The sequence below is a fragment of the Actinoplanes sp. CA-252034 genome (assembly GCF_050956125.1).
Lineage (GTDB): Bacteria > Actinomycetota > Actinomycetes > Mycobacteriales > Micromonosporaceae > Actinoplanes.
Genome location: NZ_CP191846.1, coordinates 7,481,242 through 7,492,585, shown reverse-complemented (window position 1 = coordinate 7,492,585; position 11,344 = coordinate 7,481,242). Strand labels below are relative to the sequence as shown.

Annotated in this window: 9 protein-coding genes; 4 read left to right on the top strand and 5 right to left on the bottom strand. The window is 73.3% G+C overall.

Annotation, left to right across the window (positions count from 1 at the left end; translation table 11 throughout):
* The first annotated feature begins 12 nt into the window (after positions 1-12).
* From ACQPZW_RS34040 to ACQPZW_RS34030, 3 genes are all read left to right on the top strand, one after another.
* On the top strand, positions 13-561 hold the full coding sequence (locus tag ACQPZW_RS34040) for a hypothetical protein (RefSeq protein WP_433797692.1): 549 nt from the start codon (positions 13-15) through the stop codon (positions 559-561).
* Between the two features lie 88 nt (positions 562-649).
* A complete protein-coding gene (locus ACQPZW_RS34035) occupies positions 650-3,376 on the top strand; it encodes an AAA family ATPase (protein WP_433790115.1) in 2,727 nt (908 codons plus the stop codon).
* A 160-nt stretch (positions 3,377-3,536) separates the two neighbouring features.
* Positions 3,537-3,773, top strand: a complete 237-nt coding sequence (locus ACQPZW_RS34030; RefSeq protein ID WP_433790114.1) for a hypothetical protein — start codon at positions 3,537-3,539, stop codon at positions 3,771-3,773.
* Between the two features lie 104 nt (positions 3,774-3,877).
* Here the strand turns inward: ACQPZW_RS34030 and ACQPZW_RS34025 are convergent, their stop codons facing one another.
* Both ACQPZW_RS34025 and ACQPZW_RS34020 read right to left on the bottom strand, forming a co-directional pair.
* Positions 3,878-4,672 (bottom strand): endonuclease I family protein, encoded by a 795-nt coding sequence (locus ACQPZW_RS34025; RefSeq protein WP_433790113.1) that lies wholly within the window; start codon positions 4,670-4,672, stop codon positions 3,878-3,880.
* Between the two features lie 10 nt (positions 4,673-4,682).
* Positions 4,683-6,785, bottom strand: coding sequence for a GDSL-type esterase/lipase family protein (locus ACQPZW_RS34020; RefSeq protein ID WP_433790112.1), 2,103 nt, complete (start codon positions 6,783-6,785; stop codon positions 4,683-4,685).
* Positions 6,786-6,942: 157 nt separating this feature from the next.
* On the opposite strand from ACQPZW_RS34020, the gene ACQPZW_RS34015 reads away from it, so the two are divergent.
* A complete protein-coding gene (locus ACQPZW_RS34015) occupies positions 6,943-7,785 on the top strand; it encodes a DUF1028 domain-containing protein (protein WP_433790111.1) in 843 nt (280 codons plus the stop codon).
* 100 nt (positions 7,786-7,885) lie between these two features.
* Here ACQPZW_RS34015 and ACQPZW_RS34010 read toward each other — a convergent pair whose 3' ends face one another.
* From ACQPZW_RS34010 to ACQPZW_RS34000, 3 genes are read right to left on the bottom strand one after another with little or no spacing between them, the layout of a single operon-like run.
* Positions 7,886-9,193 (bottom strand): dihydrolipoamide acetyltransferase family protein, encoded by a 1,308-nt coding sequence (locus ACQPZW_RS34010; protein WP_433790110.1) that lies wholly within the window; start codon positions 9,191-9,193, stop codon positions 7,886-7,888.
* Positions 9,190-10,176 (bottom strand): alpha-ketoacid dehydrogenase subunit beta, encoded by a 987-nt coding sequence (locus ACQPZW_RS34005; protein WP_433790109.1) that lies wholly within the window; start codon positions 10,174-10,176, stop codon positions 9,190-9,192. Before ACQPZW_RS34005 ends, ACQPZW_RS34010 begins: the two co-directional genes overlap by 4 nt.
* Positions 10,173-11,267, bottom strand: a complete 1,095-nt coding sequence (locus tag ACQPZW_RS34000) for a thiamine pyrophosphate-dependent dehydrogenase E1 component subunit alpha (protein ID WP_433790108.1) — start codon at positions 11,265-11,267, stop codon at positions 10,173-10,175. The genes ACQPZW_RS34005 and ACQPZW_RS34000 overlap by 4 nt, the downstream gene beginning before the upstream one ends.
* Positions 11,268-11,344: the final 77 nt, after the last annotated feature.

The window sequence follows — 11,344 nt, the reverse complement described above, 5'->3', positions numbered from 1 at the left end:
GCTGTGACAACGATGAACGACGAGACCGCGATCATCTCGAAGATCGAGGAGCCGGACCGGGACGGTCTCTCCGCCGAGCTGGCGGCGGCCGCGCCGAAGAAGTGGTGGAACAAGGGCACCGTCGCCCTCGGGGTGGCGGTGCTGCTGATGGGCGGCTTCCTGGGCGGGGTGCAGGCGCAGAAGCAGTGGGGGGCGACCACCAGCGCGGCGAGCGGCTTCCCCGGCGGCGGCACGGGCACACGTGGCGCGGGCGGCGCCGGATTCCCCCGGACCGGGGCCAGCGGGGCGCCGGGCGGGAACCTCCCCGGCGCGGCGACGACCGGCACCGCGGCGGCGGGTAGTGGCGCCACGGGGAAGGTCAAGCTGGTCAACGGCAAGACCATCTACGTGGAGACGGCGGACGGCACGGTCGTCACCGTCAAGACCGATGGATCGACCACGGTCAACACCGCGACCAGGGGCAAGCTCGGCGACGTCAAGGCCGGTCAATCGATCACCGTCGAAGGCGCCACCGGTGACGACGGCTCGGTGACCGCCACCGCGGTCACCGCGACCAAATGACCGCGATGTGACATACCCGCGAACTTATTGATGGTTGTACGTCGCTGTTCCTAGGCTGACGACCTCAGACCTAGGGGGTGAGAGCCCAGTGCCCTCTCTGTTGGGCCGGGAGGCCCTGCTCGCGACCATCGAAGCCCGGCTCGCCGCCGGGGGCGGGGTCGCCCTGCAGGGCCCGCCCGGCATCGGCCGCACCGCACTGCTCGACACCGTCGCCGATCGGGCCGCGGCACGGGGGGAGACGGTTCTCCGCCTGCGCCCGGCCCGCGGCGAGCGCGTCCTGGCCTACGCCGGGGTCGCCGACCTGTTGCGCCAGGTCCCCGACGAGGCGGTCGCCGCCCTCGCGCCCGCGCCACGGCACTCGCTGGCCGCCCTCCGCCAGGGCCGGCGACCGTCGCGCACCGGCGTCCCGGCCCTGGCCCGGCGCCTGGTCCTGCCCGAGCTGCTGGCCCACTGCGCCCGTAACGGCCCGGTCCTGATCGTCCTCGACGACGCCCAGTGGCTCGACCCCGAGTCGGCCGAGCTGATCGCCTTCGCCATGCGCCGGCGCCCGGGCGCCCGGGTCCGCATGCTCGCCGCCGAGCGCCGGCCCGGCCCGTCCCGGGCCGTCCGGCTGTGCCCGGCCCCCGCCGTCGAGCTGGCCGTCCCGCCGCTGTCACCGGACGACCTGACCGCCCTGCTCGAATCACACGGGCTCCCCTGCCGTACGGCCAGTCAGCTGCACCGGGCCAGCGCCGGCAACCCGTTCCTCGCCCTCGCCCTCGGCGGCGCCGTCGCCCGTGGCCCGTCGTGGCGGCCCGCCCCGCTGCCGGAGCCGGTTCGCGAGATGGCCCGCGAGCGGCTCGCCCTGCTCCCGGCCGAGGTCCTCGACACCCTGCTGACCGCGGCCCTGGCAACCGAGCCGACGCTCGGTCTGATGCTGCGCGCCGGCCGTGACGACGCCGCCCGGGAGCTTCGTGTCGCGGTCGCCGCCGGGGTCATCGAGGTGTCCGGTGAGCGGATGCGGTTCACGCCGCCGCTGCTGGCCCAGGTGCTCGCCGAGGAGACGCCGGCGGCCAGGCGGAGCCGGGTGCACGCCGAGCTGGCCGCCGCGGCGTACGACCCGGTCGAGGCACTTCGCCAGCAGGCGCTGCGCACCGCCCGCCCGGACGCCGCCGTCGCCGCCGATCTGGCCGCCGCGGCCGGGCGCTGTGCACGGAGCGGCGCCGAGCGTACCGCCGCCGAGCTGTATCTTCTCGCCGCCGACCGGTGCACCCCGGACCGGTCCGCCGACCGTCTCGACTGGCTGGTCACCGCGGCCCGCACCGCGATCACCGGCGGTTCGCCCGCACTGGCCGGCCGCGCCGCGGAGGCCGTCCTGGCCGCCGACGCGCCGGCCGGCCACCGGGTCCGGGCCCGGCTGGTGCTGCTCGACCTGGCCGGGCAGGCGCTCGCCGAGATGGGGGAGACGTTCGCCGCGGCTCTCGCCGAGGCCGGTGACGACCCGGTGCTGGCCGCCCCGGTTCGCCTGCGGCTGACCTGGGCGGCGTTCCTGGTCGGTGACCTGGACGCGGGCGCCGACGAGGCCCGCCGCGCCGAGGAGGCGGCGCGTCTCGGTGGCGACCTGACGATCGAGGCGATGGCGCTGACCATGCAGGCGCAGATCCAGCGGGTGCAGGGCGAGGACCGCTGGCAGGAGACCCTGGACCGGGCCATGGCGCTGCCGGCCGCGCCCGCGCCCGACTGGCTGCACTACGGCCCGCACTACATGGCGGCGCGGTTCGCGCTCTTCGACGACCGGCTCGACGAGGCCCGTGCCGAGCTGCTGCGGTTGCTCGCGGTCGCCGAGCACGACCGGGTCGGCGAGGCGAGGGTCGAGGTGCTGCGCAGCCTCTCCGAGGTGGCCACCAGGGCGGGCCGGTGCCAGGAGGCTTTGCGGTACGCCCACCGCGCGGTCCGGGCGGCACAGGAGGCGGGCCTGAGCCCCGGTCCCACCTGGTACACCGCGGCGGTCGCCGAGCTGGCCGGTGGCAGCCTGGAGGCGGCGGCCGGATTCGCCCGGCGCGGGATCCGGTCGTCTCAGCAGGAGGGCGACAGCCTCTATCTGCGCCGCCTGCTGCACGCCCTCGGGCAGGCCCAGGTGCGTGCCGGGGAGACGCGGGCCGGGGTGGTCACCCTGCGGCAGTTGCGTGACCAGGAGGCGGAGGCGGGCAGCTCCGACCCGATGATCGTGCGGTGGCGTGCCGACCTGGCCGCGGCGCTGGCCTCGCTCGGCGAGCACGGCGAGGCGGCGACCACCCTGGCGCTGGCCCGGGCCGCGGCGGAACGCCTCGGCAGCACCCCTGCGCTCAGCGGTTACCTGCACCGGGCCGCGGCGATCGTCAACTCCGAGTCCGGGCAGGCCGACACCGCCGCCGATCTGGCGACCGCGGCGGCCAAGCACTTCGAGCTGCTGCGTCAGCCGGTGGAGCAGGCGTACGCCCTGCTCGTGGTGGCCGGGGCGGAACGGCGGCGGCGACGGTACGCGGCCGCGCGGCAGGCCATCGGGGAGGCGTCGGCCCTGTTCCGCGCGGCCGAGGCCCGCCCGTGGCTGCTCGAGGCGGAGCGGGCGCTGGCCCGTACCGAGGGCACCCCCGATCAGGGACTGACCTCGACCGAGCTGCGGATCGCCGGGATGGTCCGGGACGGGGCCAGCAACCGGGAGATCGCCACCCGGCTGTATCTGAGCGTCAAGACGGTCGAGGCGACACTCACCCGCGTCTACCGCAAACTGGGCGTCCGGTCGCGTACACAGCTGCTGTCGGCTCTTCCGGTGGGGGAGATCACTAACCCGTCGTGACCAGCGGGTCCACAACGCACAGTGACGTGGGTTACCGGAATCCGGTGGTGGCGGTCACTTTCCGCACGGGAGTTTTACCTGGTGGATTTGGGGACGACGCGGGGCTGAGGGATGGTTGGTCACGTCAGAGTCCCCGTCACTATCCGTCGAGGAGCTCGCCGTGAAGTTCATCCGTAACGCCCGTACCGCCCTGTCTCACCGTCTCGCCGAGCGCCGCGCCCACCGCCGTCTGAGCGACGAGCTCGCGGCCTTCCGCACCGCCGCGGAGCGCAGTGAGCTCGACCTCGTGCTCGGCCGCCACAGCGCCGCCGAGACGGCGGAGATCGACGCCATCCTCAGCCGCCAGGACGCCGCCCGCCGCTACGGCCCGGCCCTGCACACCGCCTACCGCGGCTGACCCCCACTCGGCCCCGCCCCGACCGTCCCCGGGCGCGGCCTCGTCGGAGACCCCCGGAGTGCGGTTCGTGCACCGGGGGGCTCCGCGCTCCGGCGGACCGGCTCTCAGAACACCTCGTCGACCCATTCCGGGTGGTCGATGAAAGGGTTCCGGTTGTGCTGGTAGCGGTCGAAGATGATCTGGTTGCGACGGCGCTCGGAGGCGTCCACCGGGTCCTTCTCGTGCCACGCACGCAGCACCGACAGGCGGCCCAGCAGTGGGGTCCTGCCGTGCGTGGGGCCCTCGGCGACCTCCAGGTCGGGACGGGTGTCCCCGCCCTCGTACCGCACGGCCATGTAGAAGACCATCCGGGCGACGTCGCCCTTGACCGCGTCCCGCGGCTCCCAGGAGTCGGCGTCGGTCCGGTTGCCCGGCGCCCCCGCGGCGGGCCATCCGCCGGTGTCGAAGTCCTTGTTCCCCCGGTCGCTGTTGACGCGGACGTCCTCCGGCCGCAGATGGTGCAGGTCGGTGCCGGGTGTGGTGCCGGTGGTGAACGGACCGTGCGACTGCGGCCAGACGTGCTCACGGTTCCAGTCGCCCACGCCGCCGCCGTTGCGCGCCTTGGCCCGGCTGAACCCCGAGTACAGCAGGATCACGTTGTCCGGATTCGACGGGTCCTCATCGGTGACCTTGAGGGCGTCCCAGACCCTCCGGTACGAGATGGCCGTCGTCCCGGTGGAGATGACGTCGTGCAGTGCGTCCTTGAGCCGGGCGCCGGAGAGGCCGGCCGCGGCGTCGTAGTAGTCGGCTGCCGCGGCCCGCGCCGGTATCGCCGTCGGCGGCACGGCCAGGGCGAACAGTCCGGCCAGCACGATCATCGCGCGTGCGGTCGTGCGGCGTTGCGTGGTGTTTTCAGGCACGTCGCCGAGATTAGGGATCACACCGGTCCGGCCCGTCCGGCGCGCCGGACCGGTCCCCCGGACGAGACTTCGCCCAGCGTCGTGCCCACACCCGGCGGCGATGGCCGAAGAACGCGACGCCGACGCACCATGCGCCCCCGACGGCCGCCGTGATCCACAGACACAGCCCGTCCTCCGTGAGCCTCTGGCCGATCTTCCGGTACGCCCAGCTCTGCGCCTGCCGCCGGCATCCGTCCTCGGTGGCCGCGAGCAGGTCGCACGGTGGCCTTCCCGCCCGCGCCGTCCGCTCCACCTCGCTCTCGCTGGCCTGGTCCAGTTTGTGCAGCTCACTCCGGCTCCGCACCGAGGTGGTCCAGTTGATCGGCTCCCGCGCGCTGATGTAGGGAGGCTGCTTCGCCCGCCACGTCTGGAAGGCCCGCAGCATCGCCACGTGTCCGCGCTCGTTCGGATGCAGGCTGCCGTGCATCCACTTGGCCGGGTTGAAGCGATGGTGCGCGAAGCCGTCCACCGACCGGAGACCGATGAAGTTGATGCCGGGCCGGTCACCGTTGACCCGGTCGCAGAGTTGAAGGCCCGCGACCGCCAGCGCGCTCTCCATCTCCTGGAGGTAGTGGAAGCCGTACTCGCGGGCGGTGGCGCGGATCGCCGGGTTCAACGTCCGTGTCACGTAGTCGTGGATGAAGACCTGCTCGCCGGCGGAGAGCGCCACACCGGTGCACTCGTCTCCCCGCAGCGCGATCGGATCCGGGTAGGGGACCACCACCACCGGGATGTTCCGGAAGATCCGGTCCACCTCGTAGTAGGTGACCCGCAGTTGCGCCCGTAGCTGGGGAACCGTCCGTTCCCACAGCTCCTTCCGGTCGTGACAGTTGCCGGGCGCCACACACATCTCCCCGATCGAGGAGAAGCCCGCGTCGTTGCCGCCGATGCTCAGCACCACCATCGCCGGCTGGAAATCGGTGGCCGGGTTGGCTTTCGCGGCGAGGTAGGCGTCGAGCTGGGTGAATCCCTCCGCCGGGTATTGCGGCTCCGGGCCGGGGCTCATGCCGGTCCGTACCTTCTCCTCGGACGCCCCGGTGTCCGGGCCGGTCGCGGTCAGGACGTGCCGGGTCCGGGCGCCGGAGCACGCCAGGAACCGGATGCCGTAGAACTGCTCGTGGGCGGCCATGGCGGCCCACGCGGTCGGCGCCCGGCGGCACTCGTTCACTCCGCCGTTGTCGGTGTCGCGGTAATAGACCCGGGCGCCCTCACCCGACATGTAGGAGTCGCCCAGAGCCACCAGCACGTTCCTGCGGGCCGGCTTCGGCGTGTCCGGCTGGGGCTCCTGGGACGGGGTGACCCCCATCAGCGCGACCAGCGCCAGCACCGCGACGATGTCGGCCTGGGTCGTCGACACCAGGGCGAAGACCACCAGCCCGAGAACCACCAGGACGACGGTCAGCCACCGCGACCCGCTCACCTCCACGGCGAGGTGGGCGGCCCCGGCGAAGACCACGACGCCGCCGATGCCGAGCCCCCACAGCAGCGCGGCCGCCCGCTCGCGACGGCACAGCACGCGGAGGGCGCCCTCGGCCGTGAGGGCCAGACCGGCCGGAAGGATCAGCAACGAACCCAGTGCGAGAGCCACCGCGCCGACGATGATCGGAAGACCGGAACCCAGAAGCAGCGCGCCGGCCAGCACGGTCAGGACACCGCCGCCGGTGAGCCACACACCGAACCGGCCGGTCGTCACCCGCCTCCGCAACACCGGAACGGACGCGCTCTGCCGCAGGCGCGTGAGGAGCGATCCGGCGAGAAGGTACACCAGGACCACCGCGCCGACGCTGCAGAAACCGGTGCCGAACCACTCCGGGCCGGGCATCACGAACAGGACGGCCGCGAGGACGGCGAGCGTCGCGACGGCCCGCCGGGGCAGCACCCACTGGCGGCCGTCGAGGCTGTCCACGTACTGACCGCGGATCCAGATCGTCGAGACGCTGATGAAGACCGCGAACACCACCCACACGGTGACCTCGGAAGCGCCCGCCCGCGCGGAGCCGAGCAGAAGGATCGTGGCGACGACGAACGCCGCCGTGCGCCGGACCGGACCGTACGCGTCGTCCACCACTGTCACGTCGGGCCTCCGATCCGCCGGCTTTCGCCGACGGTCCCACCCGGGAACGGCGGGCAAGGCCACAACGGGCACGGGTACGTCCCCGGCGGTCAGTGGTTCGGCCGAGCCGCGGATCCTCCCGGGGGACGATGATCCACGATCGGCGTACGGTCACGCCATGACCTTCTCGATCGTTGCCCGTTCCGCCGACGACGCCGTGCTCGGCGTGGCCGTGGCCAGTAGGTTCCTCGGCGTCGGCGCGGCTGTTCCGGCCGCCCTGGCCGACGTCGGCGCGGTGGCCACCCAGTCGTATGCGAACCTCGCCTACCGCCCGCAGGGTCTGGCGCTGCTCGGCACCGGGGTGACCGCGACCGGCACCGTGCAGGCGCTGATCGCCGGTGACGCCGGGCCGGTCACGCACCGGCAGGTCGGTGTCGTCGGCGTGACGGGGCCGGGCGCGACGTTCACCGGCGACGAGTGTCATCCATGGGCGGGAGGGGTGGCCGGTGACGGCTACGCCATCCAGGGCAACATGCTGGCCGGCCCGCAGGTGGTCGCCGACATGGAGACCGCGTGGCTGGCCGGCGCGGATCAGTCACGACTGCCGTACCGGCTGCTCGGCGCGCTGCGTGCCGGTGACCTGGCCGGCGGCGACCGGCGTGGCCGGCAGAGCGCCGCGTTGCTGGTGGTGGCCAAGGGCATGGGGTATGGCGGCACCAGTGACGTCCTGGCCGATCTGCGGGTCGACGACCACCCCGACCCGGTGGCCGAGCTGGCGCGCCTGCTGGAGCTGCACACGCTCTACTTCGAGCGCCCCGACCCGGCCACCCTCATCCCGCTGACCGGCGAGATCGCCGACGAGGTACGCGCCCGCCTGGCGAAGGCCGGCCACACCGGTCCCGACCTGGACGAGACGCTGGCGAGCTGGGCCGGTGTCGAGAACCTGGAGGAGCGGATCGTGGCGGGCGCCATCGACCCGCTGGTCCTGGAGCAGCTGCGCGCGGGCGGCGCCGCCTTCTAGACCCCTCGGGACCAGGGCCGAAGTCGCGCGGCGCGGGCCGGCCCGCGACGAGCGGGCCCGGCCCTGCCACCGGCCCGCGCCGCGACGACGGATCAGCGGGTCACAGGCGGGCCAGCGCCGACGACGGATCCTCCATCGCGTCGGCCACCGCCCGCATGAAACCGGCCGCCGCACCGCCGTCACACACCCGATGATCGAAGACGAAGGACAACTGCGCGATCTTTCGTACGGCCAGAGCGCCGTCGACGACCCAGGGGCGGTCGATGATGCGCCCGAGACCGAGCATGGCCACCTGGGGATGGTTGATGATCGCCGCGCTGCCGTCGACCCGGAGAGCGCCGTAGTTGTTCAGCGTGAACGTACCCGCCGACAGCTCGGCCGCGGTCGACTCCCCGCGCAGCGCCCGTGCCGTCACGTCCCGGATCGCGACGTCCAGGGTGGTCGCCGTCATCGTCTGCGCGTCGGTCACGGCCGGGACGACCAGGCCGCGGGGGCTCTGCACGGCGATGCCTAGGTTGATCCGGTCGAGTTCGACGATCTCCTGCCGCTCGGTGTCGAGCCGCGCGTTGAACACCGGGTACTCGCGCAGCGCCGCCACCGTGAACCGGGCCACGTACGCCATCAGGCCCGGCGCCCCCGGTTTTCCGCGACCCCGTTCGCGCAGCTCCCACAGGGCGGTCGCGTCGACGTCCACCCAGACCGTGGCCTCGGGGATCTCGGCCCGGCTGCGGCTCAGCACGGCCGCCACCTGCTTGCGGAACCCGTTGAGCGGAACCCTCCGCTCCCCGGCGGCGGCCGTCACCGCCGCCGTGGGAGGGGCTGCCTTCGTGCTCTCCGGAGCCGGCCCCGGCCTGGCCGCCGACTCGACGTCCTGCCGGGTGATCACGCCGTCCGGGCCGGTGCCGTGCAGCGCCGACAGGTCGACGCCGGTCTCCCTGGCCAGCCGCCGGACCAGCGGGGACGCCACCTTGGGCGCGGCCGGACGGGCGGGCGGCTCGGGGGCGGACGGGCGCGAGTTGCGGGGGCGGCGGTGCCGGGTGGCCGCGGCGTGGCCAGGCCTGGTCCCGTACCCGATGAGGACGTTGCCCGAACCGGCCCGCTCCTCCTCGCGATAGGTCTCGGCCGCCACCGCCGTCGACGGCCCGGCCGTCGCGGGCGCGGCCACCGTGATCAGTGGCGAGCCGACGTCGAGGGTCGTGCCCTCGGCGGCGTGCCGGGTGACGACCCGTCCGCCGTGCGGCGACGGGACCTCGACCACGGCCTTGGCCGTCTCCACCTCGACGACCGGCTGGTCGACCTCGATCAGGTCGCCGTCGGCGACGAGCCAGCGCACGATCTCCGCCTCGGTGAGGCCTTCGCCGAGATCCGGCAGCACGAAGGTACGGGCGGTGGTGCTCGGGGCGGTCACGCGTACTCCCACTGCAACTCGTCGACGGCGTCGAGGATCCGGTCGACCGACGGCAGATGAACGTGCTCCAGCTTCGGCGGCGGGTAGGGGATGTCGAACCCGGTGACCCGCCGGATCGGGGCGTGCAGCGAGTGGAAGCAGCGCTCGGTCACCCGGGCCACCACCTCGGAGGACACGCTGGCGAACCCGGCGGCCTCGGCCACGACGACGGCCCGGCCGGTGGAGCGGACGGCCGCGCAGACGGTCTCGTCGTCGAACGGCACGATCGAGCGCAGATCCACGACCTGCAGGCTGCGGCCCTCCTGCGCGGCGGCCTCGGCGGCCTCCATGGCGATCGGGACGGCCGGGCCGTAGGCGATCAGCGTGGCGTCGGTGCCCGGCCGGCGGACGACGGCCCGGCCGATCGGCGGCACCGGCGCGGTCAGATCCGCCTCGGTCTTCGAGAAGTAGAGTTTCTTCGGCTCCAGGAAGACGACCGGATCGTCCGACTCGATGGCCTTGCGGAGCAGCCCGTACGCGTCGGCCGGATCGGACGGCGCGATCACGTGCAGGCCGGGCGTGTGCGCGTAATAGGCCTCGGACGAGTCACAGTGGTGCTCGACGCCACCGATGCCACCGGCGTACGGCACCCGGATGACCAGCGGCACCTGCACCCGGCCGCGCGTCCGGTTCCGCATCTTCGCCGCGTGGCTGACCAGCTGCTCGAACGCCGGGTAGGCGAACGCGTCGAACTGCATCTCCACGACCGGGCGCATGCCGTTCATCGCCATCCCGATCGCCATGCCGAGGATCCCCGACTCGGCCAGCGGGGTGTCGAAGCAGCGCTGGTCACCGAACTCGGCGGTCAGTCCGTCGGTGACCCGGAAGACGCCGCCGAGCGGGCCGACGTCCTCCCCGAAGACGACCACGGCCGGGTCGGCGCGCAGGGCGTCGCGCATGGCGCGGTTGAGAGCGGTGGCCATGGTGAGCTTCTCGGCGGTCATCCGCGGACCTCCTCACGGGACAGCTCGTCGGCGACGAGGGCCTGCTGTTCACGCAGCTGGGGGGTGGGTTCGGCGTAGACGTGGGCGAACAGGTCCCGGTAGTCCGAGGGCGTGTCCTCGCCCAGTCCGGCGCGCATCCGCCCGGCCAGGTGCTCGGCCTGCTCGGCGTACCCCCGCGCGGTGTCGTCGTCGAGAAGCCCGCGCCCCCGCAGATGGGTCTCCAACCGCGTGATCGGATCGCGGGCCAGCCACGGCGTGACCTCGTCGGCGGAACGGTAACGGCCCGGATCGTCGGCGTTCGTGTGCGCCTGCACCCGGTAGGTGTGCGCCTCCACCAGCTGCGGGCCCTCGCCGGCACGCGCCCGGGCCACGGCGGTGCCCAGCACCTTCAGCAGGGCGGCGACGTCGTTGCCGTCGACACGTTCGCCGGGCACGCCGTACCCGATGCCCTTGTGCGCCAGCGACGGCGCCGCCGTCTGGCGAGCCAGCGGCACCGAGATCGCATATTCGTTGTTCTGGATGAAGAAGATCACGGGGGTACGGAAGACCGCAGCGAAGTTGAGCGCCTCGTGGAAGTCGCCCTCACTGGTCGCGCCGTCCCCGCAGAGCGCCATCACCACCGTCGGCTCGCCTCGCAGCCGGGCCGCGTGAGCGACGCCGACCGCGTGCAGCAGATGCGTGGCCAGCGGCGTGGCCTGCGGCGCGACCCGGGTGGCGTGCGGGTCGTAGCCGCTGTGCCAGTCGCCGCGCAGCAGCGTCAGCGTCTCCACCGGGTCGACACCGCGGGCCACGATCGCCGCACTGTCCCGGTAGGTGGGGAACAACCAGTCGCCGTCGTCGAGAACCTGGACACAGGCGACCTGGCAGGCCTCCTGTCCGTGCGAGGAGGGATAGACGGCCAGCCTGCCCTGTCGGACCAGGGCGTTCGCCTGGTCGTTGAAGCGCCGGGCGGAGATCAGCGCAGCGTACGCGCGTACCAGTGCCTGAGGGTCGGGCAGATCGTGGCCGACGTGCGGAACGGGGTGGCCGTCCGGGTCGATGAGCGTCACCGGCTCCGTGGACGGCAGCAGGAGAGCTGCGTCACGTGTCATGCCAGGATTGTGGCCACGTTGCCAAACGATCACCAGAGGTGTGGAGAAGACGAGATATTGTTTCGTGTACGCCCCGA

Bases quoted from the DNA above. Each gene is read 5' to 3' on its own strand.
- ACQPZW_RS34000 (WP_433790108.1), bottom strand. From the start codon at position 11,267: ATGACACGTGACGCAGCTCTCCTGCTGCCGTCCACGGAGCCGGTGACG.
- ACQPZW_RS34005 (WP_433790109.1), bottom strand. From the start codon at position 10,176: ATGACCGCCGAGAAGCTCACCATGGCCACCGCTCTCAACCGCGCCATG.
- ACQPZW_RS34040 (WP_433797692.1), top strand. From the start codon at position 13: ATGAACGACGAGACCGCGATCATCTCGAAGATCGAGGAGCCGGACCGG.
- ACQPZW_RS34015 (WP_433790111.1), top strand. From the start codon at position 6,943: ATGACCTTCTCGATCGTTGCCCGTTCCGCCGACGACGCCGTGCTCGGC.